Raw genomic sequence first — 26,160 nt, forward strand, 5'->3', positions numbered from 1 at the left:
GGGAAGCGCGATGGAAACCGTGGAATGCGTGGTGATAGGCGCCGGCGTGATCGGCCTGGCCGTGGCGCGGCAGCTGGCGATGGCCGGCCGCGAAGTCCTCATCGTCGAAGCGGAAAGCGCCATCGGCCAGCATGCGTCCAGCCGCAACAGCGAAGTGATCCACGCCGGGCTCTACTATCCGCCCGGCAGCCTGAAAGCGCGGCTCTGCGTGGCGGGCCGCCGGCAGCTGTACGACTACTGCGCCCAGCGCGCCATTGCCCACCGGCGCTGCGGCAAGCTCGTCGTCGCCGCAAACGAGGCCGAACTGCCGCGGCTGCAAGCCTTGCAACAGCGCGCCGCCGCCAACGGCGTCGATGATCTGCGCTGGCTGGACGCGGAACAGCTTCAGGCGCTGGAGCCGGCCTTGCAGGCCCGCGCCGCGCTGTTGTCGCCGTCCACCGGCATAATAGACAGCCACGGTCTGATGCTGGCCCTGCTGGCCGACGCCGAGGCCCACGGCGCGACGCTGGCCTTGAACTCCCCGCTGCAAGACGGCCGCGTGAGCGGCGACGGTTTGGAGCTGAACATCGCCGGCATGCGGCTACGCGCAGGGCTGACGGTCAACGCCGCCGGCGCGTGGGCGCCGCGGGCGGCGGCCAGCATTGCCGGCGTTCCACGTGAAACCATTCCCACGCCCTATTACGCGCGCGGCGTCTATTTCGCGCTGCAAGGCCGCTCGCCGTTCCAGCGCCTGATCTACCCGCTGCCCGAAGCCGGCGGCCTGGGCACGCATCTGACGCTGGACCTGGCCGGCCAGGCACGCTTCGGCCCGGACCTGGAATGGGTGGACGCCATCGACTACCAAGTGGACCCGGCGCGCGCGGAGCGCTTCTACGCCGGCGTCCGCCGCTGGTGGCCGACGCTGCCGGAACAGGCGCTGGCGCCGGCCTACGCCGGCATCCGCCCCAAGATCGCCGGACCCGGCGCGCCGGACGCGGACTTCCTGATCCAGGGCCCGACCCAGCACGGCGTGCCCGGCCTGCTCCAACTCTACGGCATCGAATCCCCCGGCCTCACCGCCAGCCTGGCGCTGGCCGAATACGCGGCGGCGACGCTGACGGCATAGCGCCGGGACGAGTTGTCCGCTTACAATCGAACCGTCCCAACCCGCCGCCTCGCAGTCTATGCTCATTCTGAATCAACGCCAGCAGGAATTGCTGGCCATGGTCAAACGCGACAGCTACGTCAGCGTGGAAAAGCTGGCCGAACATTTTTCCGTCACCCGGCAGACCATACGCCGCGACATCGCGCTGCTGGCCGAGCATCAGTTGCTGCAACGCTATCACGGCGGCGCCAGCGTGCTGTCCAGCGTGGAGAACGTCGCCTACCAGGCGCGGCAGGTGCTGTGCATAGACGAAAAGCGCCGCATCGCCGAATGCCTGGCCCGCCACATCCCGGACAACGCCTCGCTGTTCATCAATCTGGGCACCACCACCGAGGAAGTGGCCAAGGCGCTGCACCAGCACCGCGGCCTGCGGGTGATCACCAATAATCTGCACGTGGCGGACACCATGTGCGACTACCCAGACTGCGAAGTCATCGTGCTGGGCGGCATGCTGCGCAAACGCGACCGCGGCATCACCGGCGAAGCCACGGTGCAGCTGATCCGCCAGTTCCGCGTCGATTACGGCATCATCGGCATTTCCAGCATCGAGCTGGACGGCACGCTGCGCGATTACGACTACCGCGAGGTGCGCAGCGCCGAGGCCATCATCCAGCAATCCCGCCATGTCTTCCTGGCCGCCGACCACAGCAAGTTCGACCGCCCGGCGCTGGTGGAGCTGGGCCATCTGTCGCAGATCGACGCGCTGTTCACCGACCAGCCGCCGCCGCCCGCCGTCGTCGAGCTGATGCAGGAGGCGGATACCCAATTGTACGTGGCGGACTGAGCCGGCCTCGGAGCCCGCTCAAGGTCCGTCCGCCTTGCGCCGCGTCTCAGGGCTGCTGCCGCGTCGCCGCCAGCACGATCTCGCGAATGCACACATTCTGCGGCTGCTGATAGGCGTAGACGATGGCGCTGGCCACGTCTTCCGCCGCCAACACGCCGCCCATCTCCTGTTTCCAGGCTTCGTAACCGGCCTTGATCGCCTCGCTGCTGGTATGCGACAGCAACTCGGTGTCCACCGCGCCCGGCGCTATCGTCACCACCCGCACGCCGTGGTCCGCCACTTCCTCGCGCAGATTCTCAGACATCGCGTGCACCGCGAACTTGGTGCCGCAATAGGCCACATGGTTGGGGAAGGTCTTGCGCCCGGCCACTGAGCTGATATTGATCACCGTGCCGCGCTTGCGCTCCACCATGCCGCCCAGCACCGCGTGGATGCCGTTGAGCAGGCCGTGCACATTGACGTCGAACATGGTTTTCCACTCTTCCGGCGCCTGCTCGGCCATCTGCCCCAGCAACATCACGCCGGCGTTGTTGACGATGGCGTCCACCGGCCCGAAGCGGCCCTCCGCCTCCGCCACCGCGGCGGCCAGCTGGGCGCGGTCGGTCACGTCCACCGCGCGGCACAAGGTATTGGGCAAGGCCAGCGCTTCCAGCCGCTCCACCCGACGCGCCAATAGCAAGAGCGGATGGCCTTGTTGCGACAACAAACGGGCGGTGGCGGCGCCGATGCCGGAGCTGGCGCCGGTGATGACAATGAGAGCCTTACTCATGGAACTTCTCCTTTAGCAATAGAAATAACTGATATCAAATCCTTGAGCAGCACTATAATTCGCTGACGATTCCACGAAAAATCGTTTATTCCACTTGCTGCCATCGGTTTAATTTATGGATATCCGCTCACTCAAAGCCTTCATCGCTGTATTCGAAGAGCGCAACATCACCCAGGCCTCGGCGCGTCTCTACCTGAGCCAGCCTGCGCTGTCCGCCACCATCCGACAACTGGAAGAACAGCTGGGGGCCGCGCTGTTCCAGCGCCAGCCGCGCGGGGTGGAAGTGACCGACGCCGCCCGGCTGCTGTACCCGGCGGCGCGGCGGCTGGTGGAAGAAGCCGACAGCCTGACACAGCTGTTTCGCGGCCGGCAGGACTGCCTGCCGCTGACGCTGGGAGTGGCGGCGGACCTGGGCCAGGCCGACGTGGCGCGTGTGTTGGCGGCGGCCTACCGCGCGGTGGACGGCTTGCTGCTGGAACTGGCGGCGGGCTGCGCCGGCGACGCGCGGCTGGACGAGGAGGCCAATCGTTGCGAGGACGAGCTGTTCCTGCCGCTGTGGGAAGAGGATTATGTGCTGGCGATGTGCGCCGACGCGCCGCTGGCGGGACAGCCGCTGCTGCGGCCGGGACAACTGCTGGGCCAGGACCTGATCGCCTGCCCGGACCATCCGTCACACCAGCGCTTCGCCAGCCTGTTGGGCGAGGCGGCGCGGGAACTGGCGGTGGCGGCGCGCTGCGCCACCCTGCAACAGGCGGCGACGCTGGCCGCGGCCGGCGCCGGCGTCGCCTTCGTCCCGCAGGGGCTGGCCCTGGACCAGTCCGGCCTGTGGAGCTGCCGGCTGGATCAGGCGGCGCTCAGCCGCCGCGTCGGCCTGTGCTACGCGCCGGACGCCTTGGCCAAGCCGGCGCTGGCCCGTTTGAAACAAGGCCTGGCCGGCGGCTGAGGAGCTGTTTTAACAGCGGCTGACAAAGCTCAGGTTTACGGCTGAGGCAAGACGCGCCGACGTAGGCAGTGCCTTGAGTACGGCAAGCCGGCGCAACACGGCATCAGCGGTTTTGTCAGCCGCGCTTGGTCTTAGAACCTGTTCAAAGTCTCGCGAGCTAAGGCGAGACAAGGCGAAAACAGCTGAGAAAGCGGAATGCACCTGTGGTACATGAGCATTTCGAAGCTGTACTCACCGTGTCATGTCTCACGACGCGCAGCAGATCGTAAACAGGTTCTTACTGCACCGCGGCGAAAGCCTTGGCCACATAAGGCGCATTGGCGCGGGTCAAACCGGCCACGCACATGCGGCCGGTGCCCACCAGATAGACGCCGAAACGCTCGCGCAAGGCATCCACCTGGGCCTGGCTGAAGCCGGTATAGCTGAACATGCCGCGCTGATGGACCAGATAGGCGAAGTCCTGCTCCGGCAGCGCCTGCTTCAGCACTTCCACCAGAATGCCGCGCATTTCCAGGATGCGGCCGCGCATCTCGTTCACCTCGGACACCCACAGCGCTTTCAGCTCGGCGTCGCCCAATACCGTGGCGATCAAACGCGCGCCGGTGGTGGGCGGGTTGGAGTAGTTGCGGCGCACCGTGGCCTTGAGCTGGCCCAACACCAGTTCCGCCTCGGCCTGGCTCGGGCATACCACCGACAGCCCGCCGCAGCGCTCGCCGTACAGCGAGAAGATCTTGGAGAAGGAGTTGCTGACCAGGAAGGACACGCCGGCGTCGGCCATCGCGCGGATGGCGTAGGCGTCCTCTTCCAAGCCGGCGCCGAAACCCTGGTAGGCGATGTCCATGAAGGGAATCAGCTGCTTGCGCTTGGCCAGCGCCACCACCTGATCCCACTGCGCATTGTCCAGATCCGAGCCGGTGGGGTTGTGGCAACACGGATGCAGCAGCAGGATGCTGCCGGCGGGCAGGGTTTCCAGCGTGTCCAGCATCGCCGCGAAGTCCACGCCGCGGGTTTGCGGATCGAAATAGGGGTAGCGATTGACCGCGATGCCGGCGCCTTCGAAGATGGCCACGTGGTTGTCCCAGGTCGGATCGCTGACCCACACCTGGGCGTCGGGGAAATAGCGCTTGAGGAAGTCCGCGCCCACTTTTAGCGCGCCGGAGCCGCCCAGGGTCTGGATGGTGGCGACGCGGCCGGCGGCCAGCGCCGGATGTCCCTCGCCGAACAACAGCTCCTGCACCGCCTTGCGGTAGGCCGGCAGGCCGTCCATCGGCAGATAAGTGCAAGGCTGGGCCGGCTGGGCCGCCAGCTTGGCCTCAGCCTGCTGCACCGCGTTCAGGCGCGGAATGCGGCCCTGCTCGTCGTAATACAGGCCGATGCTGAGGTTGACCTTGTCGCCGCGCGCATCCTTGCCGAAGGCGTCGACCAGCGACAGGATGGGATCGCCGGCGTAGGCGTCGACGTGCTGAAACATGTGTTTCTCCTTGAGTAGTGTGGTATCGCCTCGTGCAGCCGTTTAGAACGGCTAACAAACCCCTGATGCTGCGTTGGACCGACTTGCCGTACTCAACGGCGCGCCATGCCTCAGGCGTGAAACCCATGTTTGTTAGCCGCTCTTAGAACGTGTTTACGATCTCGCGAGCTCAGGCGAGACCAGGCGAAAACCGCTGGGAAAGCGGAATGTACGAGTGGTACATGAGCATTTCGAGACGGTACTCGCCGTGCCACGTCTCACGACGCGCAGCAGATCGTAAACAGCTTCTTACGCCGCCCTCTGACGGGGCGGTAAAGATAGAGTATTGTGCCAGACGGATTCAGGACCCGGACGCCAGATCATCGCGCTTCAGCGCCAGCATCATCGCCGCGATCCACGGCAGGATCAGCCAGCCGCCCAGCACATTCAGCGCCGCCACCAGCTTCAGCCGCGGGCTGCCCACCAAGGCGGCGGTCAAGGTCGGCACCAGGTAGGCGCCGCCCAAGGCCAGCGCATTGCCCAGATACATCGCCCATTGCTGCCACTGCGGCTCTCCGCTGTAAGCGCCGTAAGCCCACAAGGCCAGCGCCGCCGCCAGCACCGTGAAGAACAGCTTGCGCGCCATCGTCAAAATCTTCATATCTTCCTAATCCGTTCTCGCCGCGACGGCGCCATCAGCCGCCGCCACAATGAAATGCCAAGCTTAATCAGGCTTGCGCCAATATGGCAAAAGCAATTGCATAAATCAGACAGTTTGCGCCACATTTTTACCAAACAGCGCAAGATTGATATGCATCAGGCAAGCATGGGATTCCCATTTCAACTAATGCGAACCATCTGCCTACAATCCACTTGCCCTCACCGCCAAACCGCCGCACGCTTAGCGCGCGGCCACCATGAGCCGTCTCGCACCGCGACTGACTGCTCAGAACCTGTTTACGATCTGCTGCGCGTCGTGAGACGTCACACGGTGAGTACCGCTTCGAAATGCTCATGTACCGTTTGTACACTGCGCTTTCTCAGCCGTTTTCGCCTTGTCTCGCCTTAGCTCGCTAGATCGTAAACACGCTCTCAGAGAAGAGGAATGCATCATGACGCCGCGCCCTACCCTGCTTGCCCTGGCCACCGCCCTTGCGCTGGCCGCCCCGCTCGCCGACGCCTGCTCATCGCTGATCGTCGGCAAACAGGCCTCCGCCGATGGCTCCATCATCATCGCCCGCAACGAAGATTATTACATCAATAACTGGAACAAGCGCCTGGTGCTGCATCCGGCGCGCGCGGCGGCCAAGGATGAGACGCTGAGCTTCAAGAACGGCCTGAAAGTGCCGGCGCCGGCACAGTTCTACCGCTACAGCGGCCTGATGGACTGGAACGGCGACAGCGCCGGCGGCGACGGCCTGTACGAGGAACGCGGCGTCAATGAATTCAATGTGGCGGTGTCCGCCACCAATAGCGCGGAGATCAACGCCCGCGCCAAGAAAGCGGACCCGCTGCTGGACAGCGGCGTGGTGGAGGCGGTGATCCCCTCGCTGATTCTGCCGCAGGCCAAGACCGCGCGCGAAGGCGTGGAACTGCTGGGCCGCTATCTGAGCCAATACGGCGCCGGCGAAGGCAATGGCGTGCTGATCGCCGATCCGAACGAAGCCTGGTATATGGAAATCGGCTCCGGCCACCACTGGCTGGCCTATCGCGTGCCGCAGGACAGCTATTTGATGGTGGCCAACGGCCTGCGCCTGCACGACATCGACCTCTCCGACCGCGCCAACGTTGTGTCCAGCCCCGGCCTGGCCGAGTTCGCCGCCAAACACCAGCTGCTGGCCAAGGTGGACGCCAAGCGCTTCAACTTCGCCCAGGCCTTCGGCGTCGTCGGCGACAAATACAATGTGGACCGCGAATGGCTGGGCCAGCATCTGCTGAACCCGGCGCTGCGCCAGGCCACGCGGCAGACGCAATACCCGCTGACGCTGAAGCCGGAGCACAAGATCGCGGTGGCCGACGTGGCCAAGGTGCTGCGCGCCACCTTCCACGGCACCGCACTGGCCAAACAGAAGGACGCGGACCGGCCGATGGGCGTGGACCGCACCATAGAAACCCACGTCATCCAGCTGCGCGCCGGCCTGCCCAAGGAATTGGCGGCGCTGACCTGGCAATCCTTCGGCAGCCCGGCCGGCGCGGTGCTGGTGCCGATGTATGAGAACGCGATGAAGGACATCCCCGCGCCGCTGCGCGCCGGCGCGGCCAATTACGAGAGCGGCTCCGCCTACTGGGCCTTCCGCGCCAACGCCACGCTGGCCCAGACCAAGCCGGACAAATATCTGCCGGTGCTGGCGCAATGGCAGGCGCGGCTGGAGCGGCAGTTCCAAAGCCAGCAGCCGGCGGTGGACGCGATGCTGGCTAGCCTTTACGCCAGCCAACCACAAACTGCCATCGGCTTCGCCGGCCAGTGGAGCGGCGGCAATATGCTGAGCGCGGTGCAATCGGCGCGCGACGTCCACGCCGGCCTGCTCACCGACCTGACCAAGGCCAGCGAGAAGAAGTACAGCCCGGAGGAGCTGGAAAAAATCAAAAATCTATAAGTAGCTAACTGCCAGGAGCGGCGCGGGCAAACCCGGCCGCTCCCGCCAGTCCGGGCGTGTTATCTTTGATGGCATCCCCCTCGCCCGGCTGGCTGCGCCATGACCCTCCACATCGACACCGATCCCGCGCGGCTGGACCGCGAATGCGTCTACCGCTACCTGTCGGAGCAATCCTACTGGGCGCGCCAACTGCCGCGCGACATCTTCGAGCGCTCGCTCGACCATTCGCTGTGCTTCGGCGCCTACGCCGCCGACGGCGAGCAGATAGGCTTCGCTCGCGTGATCACCGACTACGCCACCTTCGCCTATCTGGCCGACGTGTTCGTGGTCGAAGCCTGGCGCGGCCAAGGCGTGTCCAAGCAATTGATGGCGGCGATCGATAGCCATCCCGGCTTGCAGAACCTGCGCCGCATGCTGCTGGCCACCGCCGACGCTCACGGCCTGTACGCGCAGTTCGGCTTCAGCCCGCTGTCCCGGCCGGAATGGATGATGGAAAAAAGAGACGCCGACGTCTACCAGCGGCTGGCCGCGAATCCCGGAAGCGCGGCATGAGCGTGCTCAAACAGTTCTGGGTCGATCCCTACCAGACCGAGCTGCACACCACGGTGGCGCACGTAGACGGCTCGCGGGTCTGGCTGGACGCCACCCTCTTCTACGCCTTCTCCGGCGGCCAGGAAAGCGACAGCGGAAGCATAGCCGGCCGTCCGGTGCTGCGCGCGGAAAAACAGGGCCTGGACATCGCTTACACCCTGGCGGACGATCACGGCCTTGGCGCCGGCGACGCGGTGACGGTGGCGATAGACTGGCCGCGCCGCTACCGGCTGATGCGGCTGCACTTCGCCGCGGAGCTGGTGCTGGAAACCATTTGCCGCGAGCTGCCCGACGCGGAAAAGATAGGCGCTCACATCGCGGAGGATAAGGCGCGCATCGATTTTGCGCTGGCCCGGCCCATCACCCCGCTGCTACCCGCCATCGCCGCCAAGGTGCAGGCGCTGATAGACGCCGATCTCGCCATCGTCAGCGCCTATTCCGACGAAGCAAACCAGCGCCGCTACTGGGAACTGCCCGGCCTCTACCGCGTGCCCTGCGGCGGCACCCATTTGCGCCGCAGCGGCGAAGTGGGCGAACTGAAGCTCAAACGCAAGAACGTGGGCCAGGGCAAAGAGAGGGTGGAAATCACGCTGGCGCGGCCATAAGAGCCTGTTCAATGTCTGCTGCACTACGTGAGTAGCGGCGCGATGAGTACACCTTCGAAATGCTCATGTAGCACGTGTACATTCCGCTTTCTCAGCCGTTTTCGCCTTGTCTCGCTCTTGCCCGCGAGACTTTGAACAGGCTTTAAGAAAAACCCGCGCGGGCATGCCCGGCGCGGGTGGTTTCACGTGAAACGGCAATCTGCAAACGCTCAGGCAGGCTGCTTCGGCCAGTCCACCTCGGCCAACTGCGGCCACGCGATCTGCTGCGGCAGGCGCGACAACTCGACACAGTAACGCTTCCACGCCGTCAACAAGCCCTGCTCCTGCGTCGTCGCCAGCCCCAGTTCCTGCGCATCCTCCAAAGGCCGGCGCTGAGCATAGGCAATCGCCAAACGCTGCTGCAACTCCTGCTGCGCCTGCGCCGTTAGCGCCACACGCTGCGCATCGGCGTCCACTTTCCAGGCTTTCTTGTTCCACACCGCGAAAGGCGGCGGTTCCAGCTCGGTGGCCTGCAAGCTGTCCGGCGTGTCGCCGATTTGCGCCGTCACCGGCTGCGCGCTGGCCTTGCTCCACAGCTTGAGCGCGCGAAAATCCACCACCAGCAGCCAGCCGCCGTCGCGGTAGACCGCCGCTTGCTTGTCCCCCGCCTGCGGGGGTTGCTGCTCGGTGGCATTGGCCGGAATCAACCAAGTTTCCTCAACATCCAGCGGCGATAGATCCGCCGTAGTGGTGCCCAGATACTCGCCGGATTCCGGATGGTAGGCGTAGACGGTTTTCTGTTTGCGTTCTTGCATGGCGGTTTCCTTAGTATTTGATGCAGGCGAGAAGGGCTAGGTTACGGGGGCGAATGGAACGTACATAACTCGCTGAATGCACCCCACCATTGATTGATTTTGTGTAATGCAGATGTATGGAGCCAACATCAGCTGACTCATAGCCAAGAGCCACTAAATTGTTATTTGTCCAGTCTATGGTTCCAACGACTTCATTTGCATCATCATCAACCAGCACTTGGGTCGAGATCTGAGCGCTGCCAAACACACGTCCCACGTCCACTGTTGGGCGATCACTGCTCCAGCCACGAATGAACTCCCCTCGCAAATCCGGAAGATTGAATGTCGTCGAGCCATCCCCTGCGCCATAAATAGTTCCGATCACCGCAAACAAGCCGGGGTAAGTGCTGCGGCTGACCGGAGAACCATCGCATTTCAGCCAGCCTGGCGGCGTGTAAGGCGTTGCGAAGTGGCCTACCATGCCAGGCGCGCCGGACATGGTCAGCAGATTGGTGATAGGGCCGTCCTCGCACTGGGTCAGGTCCACGTAAAAACCACGAGACTTGACGCCGTCATTATTGAACACGCGGAACTGGTTGCCCCAGACATCGATATTCACGTCGCTGAGCTTGCTGTCGCTTTGCGGCGCTTGCAATTGCAGCTGGCCGCCTTCCTTGCCGCCCTCGGCCAGGAAACGAGAATTGGGCTGAAAATCCACCCGGCCATTCATCTTGCCGCCGCTCAACGGCAAAGCATCGGTGATGCCGTAGCCGGCCAGCGTGGTCGGCTTGCTATTGCCGCCCCAGGTCAGCTTCTTCAGCGCCTGCAACAACTGGTCCTTGCGTGCCGGATCAGCGCTCTGGCCGCTGTCGCGTATCACCGTCAACAGCTCGTCCTGGCTGGACTGGGCGGCGGACTGGACATTGTTCAACCACTCCGAGGTCACCACCGTGCCCAATTCGCCGGTGTAAGGGTTGCCGTCGTGGAACAGGCCGTCCGGGCTGTTGATCGGCTTCATGGTGTTTTGCATCGCGCTCTCGCTCCATTTACAGGGTTGGCCCGCTGGCCGGGCTGGCGGCTTGGGGCGGACTCCGGGCCGGTAGGGTGATCCGTAAACCACCCGCTGACCTGCTTCGCTAGTGAATCAATACCGTCATTTTGCCGTTTAGCGACGCGCGTCAGCAGTGGACGGATGTCAGTAGTTTGGAGCGCAGCCGCAAAGCAAAACGACGGCCGAAGCCGCCGTTTTGCAGACACATAACGCTCAGTTTTTAGACCGGTACCGCAGGCCAGTCCGCCTCGCCCAGCTGCGGCCACGCGGTCTGCTGCGGCAAGCGCGACAGCTCAACGCAGTAACGCTTCCACGCCGTCAGCAAGCCCTGCTCCTGCGCCGTAGCCAGCCCCAGCTCCTGCGCGTCCTCCAAAGGCCGGCGCTGAGCGTAGGCAATCGCCAAGCGCTGCTGCAACTCCTGCTGCGCCTGCGCCGTCAGCGCCGCGCGCTGCGCATCGGCGTCCACTTTCCAGGCTTTCTTGTTCCACACCGCGAAGGGCGGCGGCTCCAGCTCGGTGGCCTGCAGGCTGTCCGGCGTGTCGCCGATTTGCGCCGTCACCGGCTGCGCGCTGGCCTTGCTCCACAGCTTGAGCGCGCGAAAATCCACCACCAGCAGCCAGCCGCCGTCACGATAGACCGCCGCTTGCCTGTTCCCCGCCTGCGGCGGTTGCTGCTCGGTAGCGTAGGCCGGAATCAGCCAGGTTTCTTCAACATCCAGCGGCGACAGGTCCGCCATGGTGGTACCCAAATACTCGCCGGTTTCCGGATGGTAGGCGTAGACGGTTTTCTGCGTGCGTTCTTGCATGGTGATCTCCTTAGTGTTTGATGCAGGCAAGCAGGGCGATGTTGCGGGGGCGGGTGCCTTTCAAAAGGTTGGTTGTCGACCCTGTAACAGCTTGCGTCAATGTGCCTCCAAGAAGTTGAGCTTGCCAGTTCGGGATCGGAGTTACACCGTAATTAACCACGGAAGTACCATCGACATGGTTGCTCTCAAAACCATCATCAAACAGACCACTCACCCATCCCAATCTATCGTTGTAACTGCTTTGCCATGCACCGCTGCGCGTCGGATCGATATAGCCTTGGTAAGGAATCAATGAGCCCATTTGCCTAGACGCAAATGCACGTCCCACGTCTACTACAGGGTGATCGCTGCTCCAGCCGCGGATAAATTCTCCGCGTAAATCAGGCAGGTTAAACGTTGTTGTCCCATCTCCTGCACCGTATCGCGTCCCAATTGCCTCAAACAACGCGGGATAAACATTGCGGCTGGCCAAGGAGCCATCACATCTCAACCAACCAGGCGGTGCAGATGGCATTGCAAAGTAGGCCACTTCGCCGGCTGGCGCCGCGGCACGCAATTGACTAGTCGTCGCGCCATCGGCAATGCCATAACCAGCCAGCGTACCCGCTTTGTCCGCCTTGATGGAAACCTCTGCCTTAGTGGCCCCATCGGTAATCCCGTAACCCGCCAAAGTAGTCGGCTTGCTATTGCCACCCCAGGCCAGTTGCTTCACCGCCTGTAGCAATTGATCCTTGCGGTTGGCGTCCAATGCCTGGCCGCTGTCCTTGATCAAGGCAATCAACTCGTCCTGAGTGGCGACAGTCGCCTGCTGCAGGCTGTTCAGCCAATCGGCGCTGACGATGGTACCCAGTTCGCCAGTGGTGGGGTTGCCGTCATGAAACAGGCCGTCCGGGCTGTTGATCGGCTTCAAAGTGTTTTGCATCGCGCTCTCGCTCCTTAATGAGTCTGCCCATGAGCCGGGCCGGCGACATAGGCGGGGTACGGACCACATTAGCCGTCGTCAGACCGCCAGTTGACCCGCTTCGCTAGTGAATTAATGCCCTCATTGTGCCGGGGAGCGACGCGCGTCAGCAGCGGACGGATGTCAGTGGCAAGCAGGCAAAAAAATGGCAACCCCGCAGGATTGCCATACTTGAAAACCAATATTGTTTACGGCGCGATCGGCGCTTTGTGTACGTAACCGAGATGATTACCGGACAAGGCCGCAGGCAAGGCCAGCTGGAAGATCGAGTTATTCTCAGCATAAATATGGCTGATGCTGTAACCACGCCCCCATTCAGTCACCCCGGCCATATGCACCCAACCATCGCTGGGCGTGATGCGCTTATTCTCCATTGGTTTGCCATTGCGATACTGGCCGCAGTCGAAGTAAATAGAGCCGCTGATGCAACGCAGCCAGTTCATAAACGTAATCGGTCCTTCGGTTCCAACCCCGTACGCCATCGCCATCGCCATATTCTTGCCATCAAACACTCCTGGCGAATAAGTCAATGCAGCACAACGCAACTCCGCGATGTGAAACTCAAAACCATAGCGCTTTTGTTCTCGCTCGCGCACCAAGCTGTCCAACAAATCCAACACCGGTTGCGTCAGTTTCGGACCTGGGCCCTCATACGAGCCATTATCATGAATGAAACGCCCCACCGAGCTGGCGCTTTGGCTATATGAAACATTATGCATGGGGGTGGCAAACGGTGCGGTGATCTGATTGGTTCTCGCCTGCACGATGCCCTCGGGCGTGAACGGATCGAAAAAGCGACCGCCGTCCGCCAACAGATTCCGCCGCGGCAACATGCCCACGGTGATGCCGTCCTGAATGCCATAGCCCGCCAGGGTGCTAGCCTTGTTGGCCTTGACCGCCACTTCGGCCTTGGTGGCCCCGTCGCTGATGCCGTAGCCCGCCAATGTGGTCGGCTTGCTGTCCCCGCCCCAGGCCATTTTTTTCACCGCCTGCAACAGCTGGTCCTTGCGGCTGGCGTCCAGCGTCTGGCCGCTGTCCTTGATCAGCGAGATCAGCTCCTCCTGAGCCGAGCGCGTAGCCAGTTGCAGATTGTTCAACCAGTCGGCGCTGACGATGGTGCCCAGTTCGCCGGTGGTGGGGTTGCCGTCGTGAAACAGAGTGTCCGGCGTATTGATGGGCTTGAGTGCTTCTTGCATGAAATCGTCTCCCACGGATAAGAAAAGGCGAAAAGAAAAATCGGCCGGAGGCCGATGACAGCTGTCGCTGCGGAAAAGACTGGGGACGATTTTGCGGGAAACGCGCACGAGGCGGCAGCGGACGGGTGTCAGTGCCTTCGCGGTAAAACAGCCGCATCCAAAGGGATGCGGCTGACTCGCGACTTGCCGACTTTAGCTGAAGTTGATCACGCCGTTGGCGTTGCCTGCCACACCGCTGCTAGCCGGCGAATACACCGTCGGGCAGCCAGTCGATGCGGCCTTGGTGTCGTAGGCCTCCAGATAGCTGGCGCTGTACGCGTCAAAACCTACTTGGCAGTTCTTGGCCCAACCGCTATTGACCACTAGCGTGGAATTGAAGAAAACTCTAAAACCATTATTGCAGCCTTCGGCAAGAGCCATCGGCGCATAGACAAGGCCTCCCCACACCGCTTGAAAGCCCACCTCGCAATTGTAAGCCTTGCCGCGTCGTCCCTGCGGCAAAGCCGGCATGGGTCCGGAACCATGATTCCATATCACCGCGCCAGAATGCGCCTCGAAGCCAATAGCAGATTGCTCCACCACGCTACCATCGCACCAGAGATAAGCGTTGCGAGCGGCGAGGAAGCCGGTTCGCGCTCCGCTTACACGCCCCTCAGTGACCCACGCACGGCTGGTATCCTCACACAGCATCCCATACGGGTAGGCACTGCGATCATTGGCATCGAGTCGAACAGGTACTTTGGTAAGAAAGTTTTTACCCTCTCCGGCGATATTCACGTAATGCAGCTCACAGTGGGAGCCGCCGCCAACGACAACGCCCCATTCCTTAATCTTGTTGATCCTCAACTTGCTGTTGCTGAAGCGGGAGTTCTGCTCCACTCGCAGGCCATTGCCCGCCCCCTCCAGGATCAAAGAATTTTCCGCTCCCCACACCCATGAACCTTCGCCGATATGCAGGCAGCGGTGAGTCCAGTTGCCTTCGGTGGCTTCGCCTATCAAGTGGAAACCGGAGAACTCGACACCACGAGCATTGGTAAACACTACGCCATGGCTATTCTTATCCGCACCCGCCACAAAACGGATCTGACAAGCCAAGGGGTTGGCGATATTGCCGCGGATGCGGATGCGGCTGGCGAAGGGCTGGTTGCCCAAACCAATGCCGGTCGATGTGTATTGACCATCGTCCACCTTGATCAGCACGTCGGTCTTCAGGGTTTTGCCGTTGAGGCTGTTCCAGGCGCTGGCGATGTCGGCGAACTCGCGGCCGGGGCCCACTTGCAGCTCCTTGTAGCCGTTTATCCCCCAATCGTCGGTCTTCATCGCATCGGTGATGCCGTAGCCGGCCAGCGTGGTCGGCTTGCTGGCGCCGCCCCAGGCGATCTGCTTCACCGCCTGCAGCAACTGGTCCTTGCGCGCCGGGTCCGCGTTCTGGCCGCTGCTTTTGACCACGGTCAACAGCTCCTCTTGGCTGGCGATGACCGCGGACTGGACGTTGTTCAGCCAGTCGGCGCCGACAATGGTGCCCAGCTCTCCGCTGCTGGGGTTGCCGTCGTGAAACAGGGTGTCCGGCGTGGGAACCGGCTTGATGACATCTTTCATCAGTCTCTCCAAAAAAACAGTGAATGAATCAGGATAGGGACGGGGTTTGCTGGGATTGGCTGCCTAGGCGCGCCCAAACCTCCTGCTGCGTATCGAAGACCGAAGACGCCGGAACCGGCGCGGGGTCGGCCGCAAGGTCTTTGTTTTGATCGGGGGTTGCCGTGGATTGGGGGTCTTGCATGGAGCGCTCCTGAAGGAAGGGAAAGAGCACAGGCTCCCGCCCGCCGGGGCGGGGCTGTGAGGGGAAGGGAGAAAGGACGGGAAGGTCCGCGTGAGGCGCGATTTAAGGCTGGTAGGCGAAGTAGACGTAGGTGTGGGCCGGCTTCAGATCCTTGAACAGATCTTCCAGCCGCGGGTCGCCGAAGGTGGTCAGACGCTCCCCGGCCAGCGACTGGCCGGCGCGGAAGAAGTACGGCCGGGTCTTGGCGCCGAACACGGTGACTTGCCACACCCAGGGGATGTCCGCCGTCCACAGCTGCTGGCCGGCGCGGTTGAGACCGGCGCGGAAAGGCTGCGGCTCGCTGATGGCGATGCGGTAGCCCATGCCCGACGCCAGCCGGGTGAAGTAGGGAATGGACAGACCGCCGGTTTCCGCCAGCTTGGCCAACACCGCTTGCTGGCGCTGCTGGTAGGGCGCGTCCGTCGGCGGGGTCAGGCCGCAGACGCGCTCCCAGTCCGGCAGCAGGCCTTCAGCCAGCAGCGGCGTGGTGGCGCCCACCAACTGCCGGGCGCCGTTCTGCACCCGGTCCAGCGCCGCGCCTTCGCTGCCCAGCTCGGCTTGCAGCCGCGGCCCGTCCGGACTGTAGCTGACCGGCGGCAACAAACGCGTCAGCAGTTCGCTATGCGGGGTTTGCGGGCTCATTGCATCCCCCTCACCGTGAGTTTGCCCAGGCGCAGCCATTCCACCGTTTTCTCATTCACCGTCGGCGCGATATTGTCGGCGGGCGACAGCAATTGACGGTCCACCACGCCGGGCAGGTCGGAGATCAAGGCTTCCAGCCGGCTCTTGTACAGCTTGCTGCCGGGGGCCAGGCTGGAGAAATGGGCGGCCAGCACCTGGCGCAGCGGCTCGGTGACGGCTTGCACAGTGGTGCCGTCCACCGTCAGCGCCACCTCGATGTCCACCGGACGCGGCGTGGGCGCCAGCACCAGGCAGTTCTTGGCGGTGACCGGGCGCAGGTCCTCGATATGGGCTTGCACCGCAGCCAGGGTGTCGGCCGAAGGCAGGCTGTCCTGGGCGGTGATCACCACGTCCACGGTGCCGAGGCCGCGGCGCAGCGGGTAGACGTAGGCGGCGGACACGCCCGGCACCTCCAGCGCCCAGCGTCGGTAATCATGGCGGTTGCCGCCGGCCGGCGGACGACGGATCAGCTCCAGCAGCCGCGCCAACAAGGCGGCGTCGTCCTCTTCGTCCACGCCGCCGTCCATGCTGGCGAAGCTGACGCGGCTGGCCAGGCCGCTGGGCGCGGCCATCAGTTCCGCCACCGTGCCGGCCGGCACATTGCCGGCCAGACCGGGCAGATCGGCGGCCACCGCCGCGCGGGCCTGGCCGTCCACATCCAGCTGGCCGCCGGCCTGAGTGGTGTAGAGCTGTTCGCCCAAGCGCACTTTCAGACCGGCGGCGAAGCCGGCGCCGGGATTGCCGCTCAGTTGCAACAGGCCTTTGGCCGCCACCGGCGGCTTGCGGCTGAGGCCGCGCACCCGGGCGTGCTGTTCCAGATAGTCGCGGTCGGCGCTGTCCGGGAAGATCTGGCGGGCGATCCAGCTTTGATGCTGGTACAAGCCTTCCACCGCGCTGGCGACCGAACTGGCGCGCACGTAAAAGTCGCTGTCGGGACCGACGTCGGCGTCGGCGCGCAGGTTTTGCAGATCGCGCAGCAGCGCGCCGCGTATGGTTTCAAAATCCGGGGTGGACAAAGGCATCAGGCTATCCTCACATGGTGTTGGAAATGTCGGGTCTGGCCGCCGGCCTCTTCCACTTCGACCAGCAGCAGCAAACGGCCGCTGCCGGGGCGTTGCGCCTCTACGCCGACGCGGCGGGCGCGTCCGTCGCGCAACAAGGGTTGCAAGGCTTGTTCGGCGTATTGGCAGGCCAGCAGGTCGATCTGGTTGCTGTCCTTGCTGCGAGACAATAGATGCAGGCGGGAGCCGAGTTCGGGATCGGCCCACCAGCCGCCCAGCGGGGTCATCAGCCTCAGGTAGACGGCATTGGCCAGGGTGTCGGTGGTGCCGCCGGCGTAATCGCCGGTGATGGGGTCCAATAGAGGGTCCATGGCGTTATTTTCCGGGTTTGCAGGGGTTGGGGATAAGGGACGCGGGTCAGTGCCGGCGAACATTCAAACAAGCGATATCAACAGCACGCTTGGTGAAAATCGTGTTTTACAACGGTGGACTGGTCGTACCGTGCACGCCGTTATGCTGGTGGCCCACCAGGCTCTTGCCGCCGGCCACCACGTCGCCGCTGACGGTGACGCCGCCCTGAATGGCCATGCCGCCATTGCCTTTGATCTGACCTTGCGCCACCAGCTGCGCGCTGGTGCTGAGCGTGGGCGTGGTAAAGCTGGCCTGCTCGCTGGCGTTGACCTGCCAGTTCTTGCAGCGCAGGCTGAAAGTGTCGCACTCCACCTCGATCAAGCGGCCGCGTTTAAGCACGATCTTGCTGCCTTCGTCGCTGTACAGCGCCACTTCGCCGGGTTTGAGCTGCTTCAACCGGTAGTTGCCGTGCTCGGTGGCGATCACCACGCCGTGGCTGCTGCGCCCGCCCAAGGGCAGCACCACCGCCATGCTGCCCGGCGGCGGATTGGCGCTGTAGCCGTAATGCTGGAACAGCTCGGCGTCCTGCAATTGCTCGCCGGCCAAGGCGTCGGCCTGCACGGTTTGCACGTCGCCGGCGCTGTCCACCCGGGTCAGCACCGCGCGAAAGCCCTGCCGCACATTGCTGAAGGCGCGGCGAATTCTCTGGTCTACGTCATTCCACATCGTTTCAACCTTTCTTTGTCTCAGCGTTTGCGCATGACCGGCAGCCAGCGGCCGTCCTCTTTCAACGTCAGCCGGGTAGTGCTGCCCTGCCCGCGCCCGCCGCTGAAGGTGCGCGCCATCAGGAAATAAGTGCCGCCCTTGATGCCGTGCGGCTCGCTTTCCACCTGGATGCGCTGGCCGGGGGTCCACAGTTCGCCGGCGCTGTTGCGATGTCCGGCCACGGTGGCGCTAAGGGTGTAGCCGGCCAGCCGCGCGTCGGCCAGCATCTTGTCCGCGCGCGCCGCCAGTTCCGCCGGGTTGGCGGCGTCCGGCTCCACCACGATGCGCGGTTTGTGATAACGAACATCCGGGTCCGCGGACTGGTGCTTGAGATCGTGTCTGCCCGGGGTCAAGGCTTGACGATGGCCCTGGCCCAGCAGGGTCAGCTGCGAGTAACGCGGCGCGTGGGAACGGGTTTCCGCCAGGCTGAGCACATTGTTGCCCTTGCCGTCGCGGCGCAGGATCAGCTTGGCCTTGGCCGGCGCGCTGTAGTCCGGTCCGCCCACCACCAGGGTGCCGTCCGGATCGAACCAGGCGGCCAGGCCGTTGGCCGCGGCGGCGCGGGTGAGCACGTCCCAGGCGCTGTTGCCCGGGTCCACGCTGATTTTCTCGATCTGGCCCTTGGCCTTGCCGTCCACGCGCACCCGGCTGACGCCCAGCGGCTTGATCACGTTCTCCAGCACGTCGCTCAGCGTCATGCCCTTGCCGGTGAGCAACGGCGCGCTGCAGTCCAGCAACATGCCGGCCAGATCCCGGCCCGACAGCGTCAGCTGGTGGCTGCCGGCGCCTATGCTGTGACTGATGTCGTCCACCCTCCCCTGCAGCACCACGTCCGCGCCCACCAGCACCTTGACCTCGGCGCCCGGCTCCACCGCCGGCGGCACCTCGCCGCCGGGCAGGCCCAGCGACACCTGCCAGGCGTCGGCGGCCACGGTCAGATCGGAGTCGATGCTGTACTGGGTCCAGTAACGATGAGCCTTGCCGGCGATCTCCAGGCTGACTTCGTTCTTGGCCGAGGCGCTTTTAGCGGGCGTAACCATGGATCAGCTCTCCTGCTTGCAGATGGTTGGGATGCGCCAGCTGCGGATTCAGGCGCAGCAGTTCGGCGGCACGGCCGCTGTCGCCGTACCACAGGTGGGCCAGCTGACGCAGATTGGCGGCGGACTCCACCTTGCGGGTAATCAAGGGCGGCTTGGCGGCCACCAGGCCGGCGGCGCTGCGCTGCACCTGCAGGCCCAGATCGCGCAGGCTTTCAATCACCTGGCGCGCGTCCTCGCCCGGCAGCGCCTTGCGCCATTGCTCTATGGTCTGCTGCAAGGTGGCGCGCACGTCGCCGGCCACTTGCTCCAGCGCCGGCGGCGTCAATGTCGGCTGCGCGGCTTCCGAGCGGAACAGATCGGCGGCGGCGTTCGCCATCGAGGTGGACACGGTCAGCTTGAGCAAGGCGTCGATGCGGATCTCGTCCTCGGTCCAGACCTCCAGCGCCTTGCCGGCCTGGCTCAAGCTGTCCGACGCGCGACCGATTTTCTTGGACACGCCGTTGAGCCTGTCCTTCATCGCGTTCCAATCGGCCAGAGTGGCCTGCGGCAGCTTCGCTTCCGCCTCCCACTTCAGGCCCGGCCAGATTTCCAGCTTGACGCCAAAACGCCAGTTGGCGACCTCGTCCACCAAGGACGTCACCTGGCCGATGAAGGCTTGCGGATAGGCCAGCAAGTCCACCACCTGGGCAATGCCTTGCTGCGCCATGCCGGCAAGCTGCCGCACGGTATCGCTCAAGCGCACGCGCAGCGCGCCCAGCCGGGTCAGCGCGGTATTGGCGTTTTGCAGCAGGCCCTGAGCCTTGGCGAAGGCCTCGCCGCCCAGACTGCGCGCCTTGGCCGCCAAAGCGCTGATGGCCTCCACCTGCTGCAAGGGCTGCTGGCTGGCGAAAAAGGGATTGCCCGGCGTGGCCTCCACCCAGTTCACTTCCACGGTGCAGGAATCCGGCGCGTCGGCCTCGTGACTGATCTGGTAATCCAGCAGTTGCGCCTTGGGCATGCTGCCGAATACCGGGTGGATCAACTCGCCCGGACCGGCCTGGTCCAGCGCGGCGACGAAGTCGCGCAGCCGCTGCTGATAATCGCGGCCCCAGAAGAAGACGCTGAGCGAAACCTTGCGCGCCTTGCGGCCCAGGTCTTCTACGTCGGCGCCGTCCAGATAGGGGTATTCGTGCATCGCCTGGTCGCGCTGGGCGCTGTCCACGCTGCGCAGGCATTCGAAGCGCACTCCGCGGAAACTGGCGTCCACCAGCGCGCCGGCGGCGGAACCGGCAAACAGACTGAGATTGAACATCAGCTTCTCCTTTGTTGTTGGCTATTGGCGGCGTTGACGGCGGCGACGATATTGCCGTTTTGGACGTCGACGGTGATTTGGATGGGTTGGGACAGCACACTGCTGAGTTGGGACAGGGTGGCTTGGAGCTGACCAAGGACAATATTTATTTGCTCTGCTGGCAGTTGACTGGTTTCTGATAGCGCATTTTTGGGGCTAGCGCTCTCAGAGCGACCACCAACTTCCGCAATTTTAGGCTCTACCTTTTTAGGCTCTACCTTTTTAGGCTCTACCTTTTTAGGCTCTACCTTTTTAGGCCCTACCTTTTTAGTATCTATTTTTTTAGAATCGACTCTGGAAGAGTTGGCTTTTTTTGCCTTATTTTCTTCTATCTCCTTAGCAAAAAACCCTTCAACATTTTTTACTAAAGAATCTACCCAATCCTCCTCTGACTTTGTTGGAGGAACAATATTAGCCCCCTCCCCTGTCCCGACTTGACCTCCCTTCATTTTCCCAATGACATACTCAGCCTGCTGTTGATAATTTTCACTCTCCATTACTTTGACTACAATTTTTTTCCCATCTTTTTTTCGCGTATATGAAAGCCCAGACATACCAGCAACATTGTATTTGTGCTCTTTATCATCCAGTTTCCCTACATCTTTATAAACCTCAAAGGGATTGCCGGTAATACTACTAACATCTTTATTTGCCCCCATGGAAAGATAATCTGTCATTTTCTTTCCACTGCCATCCACTGCGATTCGCTCACCATTAGATTTTAGAAAACTTCCTACTGAGCCCGCCCCGGCTAAGTGAGATGCAGCCAGCAAACCGCTCTCTGTGATAGTAATGCCCGCTACTTTTTCCCCAACATAATCTTTTAAATTCAAATTTGACCTCTTCATCAGCCGCTGAAGAGTCTGCCAATTTAATTTAGTATATTCTTTTAAAAACTCATCTTGCACCTGGCTACTTTTTAACCAATCGGCCTTGCTTTTAATATTATTCTTTCCAATCCAATTACCTTTAGCATCCACATAACCAAGCTTCTTCCCAATAGTCGTAACTTCATTCCTACCAAACTGGTACTTCCCGGCATACCCTAATGTGTTAACTTTCCCAATTGCACCACCACCCTCAGCCTGCCACAGAGTAGCCCCATACGTTGTTTGAGCGGCAGCTTCCTGAAAGTGACTTACGCCTTTGGAGTTTATTTTTTCAATTCCCCCAACAAAGGGCATGCCTTTGGATTGAACAGTTCCCCTTCCTACTTTTTCCGCTTTATTTTCTTGGCCCAAATACCCCAAAACTCCTTTACTCAATTCAGTGGCTTTGTCAGCAATTGAGTTTATAATCAGAGGCACTCCACCTACATCTTCTTTAGCAGCGTTGGTGGTTGATTCGGGGCCATGATCTGGAAATAAAAACTTTCTTGGATCAGTGGAGGCATGGCCTTTTCTAATCACCCCATCGCCAGATTTTCTATCTTCCAGAATTTCAAAATGGACATGGTTGCCTTTACTTCTGTTCCCTGTATTACCCACCGGCCCAACTGACTGGCCCTTTTTAACTTTATCGCCCACCTTCAACGGCGATGGCTTCTGCATATGGGCATAAAGCGTCTGAACAACTTTGCCATTCAAATTATGCTCAAGAATTACAGTGTTACCGTAACCATTCATATTGCCTTTAAAAACGACCTTCCCAGCCTCTGCAGCGGGTATATCTGTTCCTGCGGGAGCCGCCCAATCTTGGCCACGGTGTGCTTCATGCTTCCCTGTCACAGGATGTTTTCTATCAGGCGACCATTCGCTGGAAACTCGGAATTTTTTACCAGGGTTATATGTAGTCATACCATTTCCTTTGGGCATGCAGATGGCTCACCCGTTTAAGGGTGAGCCATTCAACTAATTAATTACTCCATTACTTTACGCAGCGACAGCAGCTTGATATCGCGGCGCGCTTCGCTTTCCACGCCGTATTTCTCGCCCACTTCCAGCGTGAAGCAGTCCAGGTAGCTGGTGCGCTTGCCGCCCGGCGCCACCGGGAATTCGGTGAGCTTGGCGCCTTCGATCGCTTCCCAGTCCAGCTCACCGGACAGCGGGATGGAGACGGTGACGGACAGCTCGTATTCCGAGATGCCGCGCGCGAAGCCGCGGGCGCGGCCGCTGCTGTTCATGGTTTTCACCAGCTTGCGGCCGGTCTTGCTGCTGACGTTCAGATCGATGACGTCGATTTCCTGGCCGTTGACTTCCAGTACGATCGAACCTGCGTATTCTTTCAAAGCCATGTGAATGTCCTTTTCGGTTTCATGTGGGCGGCCCGGCCGGTTTGACGGCGGGCCGCCGGATCAAGCGTTAACGGGGGAAAACTAGGTCCGCCCGGGTAAGCGTGCGGGAGCAAGACGGCGCGCCGCGGCACCCCGCGTGTTTACCCAGCGCCGCTTAGCACCTGTTTACGATCTGCTGCGCGTCGGTAGAGACATTGTGCGATGAGTGCCCGCTTCGAAATGCTCATGTACCACGCGTACATTCCGCTTTCTCAGCCGTTTTCGCCTTGTCTCGCCTTAGCTCGCGAGACCGTAAACACGTTCTTACAGCAGCAGATCGATGCGGCCGGCGAACACGTGCAGGCCGTTGACCACGTCCACCGGGATCTTGGCGTCCAGACGGTTCACGTCTTGCGCGTCGCGCTCGACGATCAGGCCGTCCTTGTTGGCCTCCACCGCCTCGATGATTTCCAGCTCTTCCAGCTTGTAGAGCACGTCCAGCAGCTCGGAGCGGACCTTGGACGGGGTGCGATCGGACAGCTTTTCGCGCGGGAAGCGCAGCGCCACGCGCTCGCGGCAGGCGCGGCGCACGTAGTCCAGGGTGCGGATGGTGGTCAGGTCCAGCAGCGACACGTCGTCCACGCCCTGCGCGTCCTTGGTGTAGGTGCTGATGGAGCGCACGATCTGCACGCGTTCGCCCGGGCCCACTTCCAGCGGGGTCACGCCGTTGTAGAGGGCGTTTTCCTGCTCGGTGCGGCTGGTGCGGGCGGCCAGTTCCACCACGTCCAGGCCCTTGAGCTCCAGGGTGTTGAGCGGACGAGCCGGATCTTCCTCGCTGGCGATCACCGCGGCGTAAGCGGCGGCCAGTTCGCCCGGCAGCTTGGCGGAGCCGCGATACCAGGCGGCGCTGACGCGGCCGCTGGCCAGTTTGGAGGCAACGGCGCTGACTTCCGACAGCGCGCCGACGGCGCCGACCACGCCGATGGCGCCGCGTTGCTCCATCGGACCGGACACGAAGTCCAGATGGGTGCGCAACGCGGTGAAGGCGGTGTCGTTGTTGAAGGGGTTGACCACGATGTGGTGACCGCCGCTGACCACGGCCGCCAGCGCCGGAGCGATGTCCGGATCGGAGGCGCCGCCCTTCATCGCGCCCACGGTGATGCCGAGGCCGGCGATCTGTTCCTGCGCTTTCAAGACGACGGCGTTGCCGGCCGCGCCCTTGTGGCGCGCGGTCAGGGTCAGCACTTCCTTGGCCGCGGCGGCGGTCACCGGCAGATCCGCCAGCTTGTCGACGGCGGCCTTGGCGGCGGCGGCGATCTTGGCGGCGTCGTCGCCTGCGGCCACGGCCACGTCGATGCGGCGGCCGCCGATGAACAGGCTGGCCACGCCGGCGCCGGTGGCCGGGCCGGTGAAGGTGAAGGTGCCGACGGCGGCGGCGGCGCTGTCCGCGTCGTCAACCGCGATCACGCTGAGTTGCAGATAGGGGTTGGCGTTGATGGCGGCGCGGGCCAACAGATGGGCGTAGGAGCCGCGACCGAAAGCCTGGGCGGCCTGCTCGTCGCTGAACACGTCCAGCGCGGCCAGAGCCGGCTGAGCGGAGTCGGCGAAACGCTGGCCGATCACCAGCACGCGCTGCGGATTGCCCGGCAGGGTGCGCACCGCCAGCTTGGTGTTGAACTCGAAGTATTTGCCCGGCTTGCGGATGGACGCCGGAATCTGGTCGAAGCTGATGTTGGGGCTGGCCATAAAGTATGGGCTCCTGATTGATGCGGTTGGGGGAAAGTCGCCGCGCCGGACAGCGCGGCGGGATACTGCGAAAAATCAAACGGCGGGCGGCTTGGGCTGCAGCACGACATCCTGGGCCTTGACGGCCGTTTTACCGTCCAGGCTGTAGTCCAGCCGGGTGCTGCGCCATTCGGCGGCGGGGCCTTCCAGCCTGCCGCCGAAGCGGGCGAACAGCTGGTCCGGATCCGTCTCGCCTTGCGGCGACGGCCAGTGGCCGTTGTCCAGCGCCTCGTCCAGCCAGTGGGTGGCGAAATCGCAAGCCACCAGGCTCCAGGGCTCGCCGTCCCGCTGCGCCTGAGCCAGCGGTCGCACTTGCTCGGGAATCAGCGGCGACACCGCCAGGCCGAAATCCTGGGCCGCCAGCAAGCGACGCACCGCGTAAACCAGCTGCCAGACGCCGGCGCCGGCGTAGCCGCGATCCGCCTGCAGGCGGTCGCCGACGATGACGGTGAAGCGGGCCTGCGCCTTGTAGCGCTGGCGTTGGCTGGCCGAAGGCTGGCAGGCGATAACGCCGCCGGCCACGGTCCACAACGCCGGCAGGCGCGCCAGCGCCTGCGGATTCAGACCCGGGCTGCCCGCCGCCGGCGTCAGCCGGCTTTGGTAACGGCCTTGCGCCAGATCCAGCCCGCAGAGGCCGGTTTCGTCCAGATCGGCCGCCACTTCGCGCACCATGCGGCCCAGGCCTTGGCGCAGGCGGTCGGCGATGGCGTCTTGCAGTTGGATCAGCTGGGACATGATTTCCTCAATGATTCAGCGGTTTATCGATACGGCTATTGTCTCGCGCCCGCGGTTTTGGGCTTAGCTGAGCGATGTCAGTGGGGGCTTGCGGCCGCGGGCGCGGCCGAGGTGAATCAGGCCTTGATGCAGGCCAGCAGGGCGAGGTTGCGAGGACGGGCGGCGCCGACCGAACTGAGGTAGTTGCTCAGCGCGCCCTTGACGCCGGTCACGTAGTGCATTTCCAGACCGGGGTAGCCGGCCAGGTCCGGAACGTCCGCGCCGAAGGCCGCGGTGCCGGCTGCAGCCTGACCGGTGCCGACATTGGTGCTGATGTTGTACAGCTCGTTGTCGCTGAAATACTCGTTGGCGGCGACCAGCGTGCCCTTCTGCGCGCTGCCGAGCTTGCGAGCCGGATCGACACCGCGGCCGTCGTCCCAGCCACGGATGAATTCGCCGCGCAGGTCAGGGACATTGAACATGGCTTCGTCGCTGTTCTTCGCATCGCGGAAGCTGTCGCCGATCACGCTGAACAAGGCGGGATACGCGCTTTTGGCATAGGCCTTGCCATCTGCCTTCAACCAGCCTTCCGGGGCTTTCTCCGCGGCAAAATGCATGACAGCGCCGCTGGGCACGCCTTGTCCCTTGCCTGCCTCTTGGCCGCAACAAGTCGCGTTCATCTGGAACTGCGCGCCCTTGCCATCCGCAGCCATTGCAGCGTCTTCATGGCCAATTAAATTGAACTGCAGCTGCGGCTTGATACAGATCGTCGTTTGCGACATCTGGATTCCTT

26 protein-coding genes are annotated in these 26,160 nt (G+C 62.8%); 6 read left to right on the forward strand and 20 right to left on the reverse strand.

All coding sequences use genetic code 11. From position 1 onward, the window contains the following. The first annotated feature begins 10 nt into the window (after positions 1 to 10). Both AB1Z25_RS21640 and AB1Z25_RS21645 read left to right on the forward strand, forming a co-directional pair. The gene (locus AB1Z25_RS21640) at positions 11 to 1,105 is read left to right on the forward strand and encodes an NAD(P)/FAD-dependent oxidoreductase (protein ID WP_486636143.1); all 1,095 of its coding nucleotides are present in this window, start codon (positions 11 to 13) and stop codon (positions 1,103 to 1,105) included. Between the two features lie 58 nt (positions 1,106 to 1,163). Then, positions 1,164 to 1,928 (forward strand): DeoR/GlpR family DNA-binding transcription regulator, encoded by a 765-nt coding sequence (locus AB1Z25_RS21645; RefSeq protein WP_486636144.1) that lies wholly within the window; start codon positions 1,164 to 1,166, stop codon positions 1,926 to 1,928. Between the two features lie 46 nt (positions 1,929 to 1,974). Here AB1Z25_RS21645 and AB1Z25_RS21650 read toward each other — a convergent pair whose 3' ends face one another. Next, entirely contained in the window at positions 1,975 to 2,697 is a 723-nt protein-coding gene (locus AB1Z25_RS21650; RefSeq protein ID WP_107801234.1) for an SDR family oxidoreductase, read from the reverse strand. Between the two features lie 115 nt (positions 2,698 to 2,812). Between AB1Z25_RS21650 and AB1Z25_RS21655 the strand changes: the two genes are divergently transcribed. Beyond that, positions 2,813 to 3,640 (forward strand): LysR family transcriptional regulator, encoded by an 828-nt coding sequence (locus tag AB1Z25_RS21655; protein ID WP_486636145.1) that lies wholly within the window; start codon positions 2,813 to 2,815, stop codon positions 3,638 to 3,640. Positions 3,641 to 3,917: 277 nt separating this feature from the next. Here AB1Z25_RS21655 and AB1Z25_RS21660 read toward each other — a convergent pair whose 3' ends face one another. Both AB1Z25_RS21660 and AB1Z25_RS21665 read right to left on the reverse strand, forming a co-directional pair. Continuing rightward, positions 3,918 to 5,111 (reverse strand): amino acid aminotransferase, encoded by a 1,194-nt coding sequence (locus AB1Z25_RS21660; protein ID WP_227105749.1) that lies wholly within the window; start codon positions 5,109 to 5,111, stop codon positions 3,918 to 3,920. A 340-nt stretch (positions 5,112 to 5,451) separates the two neighbouring features. Further along, a complete protein-coding gene (locus AB1Z25_RS21665; protein ID WP_107801237.1) occupies positions 5,452 to 5,751 on the reverse strand; it encodes a superinfection immunity protein in 300 nt (99 codons plus the stop codon). 451 nt (positions 5,752 to 6,202) lie between these two features. Between AB1Z25_RS21665 and AB1Z25_RS21670 the strand changes: the two genes are divergently transcribed. The 3 genes from AB1Z25_RS21670 (at position 6,203) to AB1Z25_RS21680 (ending at position 8,883) form a co-directional block, all read left to right on the forward strand. Next, the gene (locus tag AB1Z25_RS21670; RefSeq protein ID WP_486636146.1) at positions 6,203 to 7,687 is read left to right on the forward strand and encodes a C69 family dipeptidase; all 1,485 of its coding nucleotides are present in this window, start codon (positions 6,203 to 6,205) and stop codon (positions 7,685 to 7,687) included. Between the two features lie 99 nt (positions 7,688 to 7,786). After that, positions 7,787 to 8,239 (forward strand): GNAT family N-acetyltransferase, encoded by a 453-nt coding sequence (locus AB1Z25_RS21675; RefSeq protein ID WP_486636147.1) that lies wholly within the window; start codon positions 7,787 to 7,789, stop codon positions 8,237 to 8,239. Then, complete coding sequence (locus tag AB1Z25_RS21680; protein WP_486636148.1) at positions 8,236 to 8,883, forward strand: alanyl-tRNA editing protein; 648 nt, start codon at positions 8,236 to 8,238, stop codon at positions 8,881 to 8,883. The genes AB1Z25_RS21675 and AB1Z25_RS21680 overlap by 4 nt, the downstream gene beginning before the upstream one ends. A gap of 209 nt (positions 8,884 to 9,092) precedes the next feature. On the opposite strand, the gene AB1Z25_RS21685 is transcribed toward AB1Z25_RS21680, so the two are convergent. From AB1Z25_RS21685 to AB1Z25_RS21765, 17 genes are all read right to left on the reverse strand, one after another. Continuing rightward, positions 9,093 to 9,677 carry a tail fiber assembly protein gene (locus AB1Z25_RS21685; RefSeq protein ID WP_253314992.1) on the reverse strand — a complete coding sequence of 195 codons (585 nt, stop codon included), beginning with the start codon at positions 9,675 to 9,677 and terminating at the stop codon, positions 9,093 to 9,095. Positions 9,678 to 9,687: 10 nt separating this feature from the next. After that, positions 9,688 to 10,674 carry a phage tail protein gene (locus AB1Z25_RS21690; RefSeq protein WP_254894595.1) on the reverse strand — a complete coding sequence of 329 codons (987 nt, stop codon included), beginning with the start codon at positions 10,672 to 10,674 and terminating at the stop codon, positions 9,688 to 9,690. 253 nt (positions 10,675 to 10,927) lie between these two features. Further along, complete coding sequence (locus AB1Z25_RS21695) at positions 10,928 to 11,512, reverse strand: tail fiber assembly protein (RefSeq protein ID WP_486636149.1); 585 nt, start codon at positions 11,510 to 11,512, stop codon at positions 10,928 to 10,930. Positions 11,513 to 11,522: 10 nt separating this feature from the next. Continuing rightward, positions 11,523 to 12,434: a phage tail protein gene (locus AB1Z25_RS21700; RefSeq protein WP_227105773.1), complete on the reverse strand. Its 912-nt coding sequence runs from the start codon at positions 12,432 to 12,434 to the stop codon at positions 11,523 to 11,525. Positions 12,435 to 12,661: 227 nt separating this feature from the next. Continuing rightward, complete coding sequence (locus tag AB1Z25_RS21705; protein WP_486636150.1) at positions 12,662 to 13,669, reverse strand: hypothetical protein; 1,008 nt, start codon at positions 13,667 to 13,669, stop codon at positions 12,662 to 12,664. Positions 13,670 to 13,861: 192 nt separating this feature from the next. After that, positions 13,862 to 15,268, reverse strand: a complete 1,407-nt coding sequence (locus AB1Z25_RS21710) for a hypothetical protein (RefSeq protein ID WP_486636151.1) — start codon at positions 15,266 to 15,268, stop codon at positions 13,862 to 13,864. A gap of 283 nt (positions 15,269 to 15,551) precedes the next feature. Next, a complete protein-coding gene (locus AB1Z25_RS21715) occupies positions 15,552 to 16,130 on the reverse strand; it encodes a YmfQ family protein (protein WP_253315718.1) in 579 nt (192 codons plus the stop codon). Further along, on the reverse strand, positions 16,127 to 17,191 hold the full coding sequence (locus AB1Z25_RS21720; protein WP_486636152.1) for a baseplate J/gp47 family protein: 1,065 nt from the start codon (positions 17,189 to 17,191) through the stop codon (positions 16,127 to 16,129). The genes AB1Z25_RS21715 and AB1Z25_RS21720 overlap by 4 nt, the downstream gene beginning before the upstream one ends. Beyond that, the gene (locus AB1Z25_RS21725) at positions 17,191 to 17,541 is read right to left on the reverse strand and encodes a phage GP46 family protein (protein WP_107801249.1); all 351 of its coding nucleotides are present in this window, start codon (positions 17,539 to 17,541) and stop codon (positions 17,191 to 17,193) included. The genes AB1Z25_RS21720 and AB1Z25_RS21725 overlap by 1 nt, the downstream gene beginning before the upstream one ends. Before the next feature lie 106 nt (positions 17,542 to 17,647). Continuing rightward, positions 17,648 to 18,247 (reverse strand): phage baseplate assembly protein V, encoded by a 600-nt coding sequence (locus AB1Z25_RS21730; protein WP_107801250.1) that lies wholly within the window; start codon positions 18,245 to 18,247, stop codon positions 17,648 to 17,650. Positions 18,248 to 18,267: 20 nt separating this feature from the next. Continuing rightward, complete coding sequence (locus tag AB1Z25_RS21735) at positions 18,268 to 19,326, reverse strand: phage baseplate assembly protein (RefSeq protein ID WP_227105782.1); 1,059 nt, start codon at positions 19,324 to 19,326, stop codon at positions 18,268 to 18,270. Further along, positions 19,310 to 20,617 carry a DNA circularization protein gene (locus tag AB1Z25_RS21740; protein WP_081549105.1) on the reverse strand — a complete coding sequence of 436 codons (1,308 nt, stop codon included), beginning with the start codon at positions 20,615 to 20,617 and terminating at the stop codon, positions 19,310 to 19,312. Before AB1Z25_RS21740 ends, AB1Z25_RS21735 begins: the two co-directional genes overlap by 17 nt. Next, positions 20,617 to 22,452 (reverse strand): M23 family metallopeptidase, encoded by a 1,836-nt coding sequence (locus AB1Z25_RS21745; RefSeq protein WP_486636153.1) that lies wholly within the window; start codon positions 22,450 to 22,452, stop codon positions 20,617 to 20,619. Before AB1Z25_RS21745 ends, AB1Z25_RS21740 begins: the two co-directional genes overlap by 1 nt. Positions 22,453 to 22,514: 62 nt before the next feature. After that, on the reverse strand, positions 22,515 to 22,889 hold the full coding sequence (locus AB1Z25_RS21750; RefSeq protein ID WP_048408454.1) for a hypothetical protein: 375 nt from the start codon (positions 22,887 to 22,889) through the stop codon (positions 22,515 to 22,517). Positions 22,890 to 23,192: 303 nt separating this feature from the next. Then, positions 23,193 to 24,614: a phage tail sheath C-terminal domain-containing protein gene (locus AB1Z25_RS21755; protein ID WP_486636154.1), complete on the reverse strand. Its 1,422-nt coding sequence runs from the start codon at positions 24,612 to 24,614 to the stop codon at positions 23,193 to 23,195. 75 nt (positions 24,615 to 24,689) lie between these two features. Beyond that, the gene (locus AB1Z25_RS21760) at positions 24,690 to 25,388 is read right to left on the reverse strand and encodes a DUF1834 family protein (protein WP_107801254.1); all 699 of its coding nucleotides are present in this window, start codon (positions 25,386 to 25,388) and stop codon (positions 24,690 to 24,692) included. Between the two features lie 116 nt (positions 25,389 to 25,504). Beyond that, positions 25,505 to 26,149 carry a phage tail protein gene (locus tag AB1Z25_RS21765; protein WP_486636155.1) on the reverse strand — a complete coding sequence of 215 codons (645 nt, stop codon included), beginning with the start codon at positions 26,147 to 26,149 and terminating at the stop codon, positions 25,505 to 25,507. Positions 26,150 to 26,160 lie beyond the last annotated feature (11 nt).

The sequence above is a fragment of the Chromobacterium sp. HL1 genome (assembly GCF_057418835.1).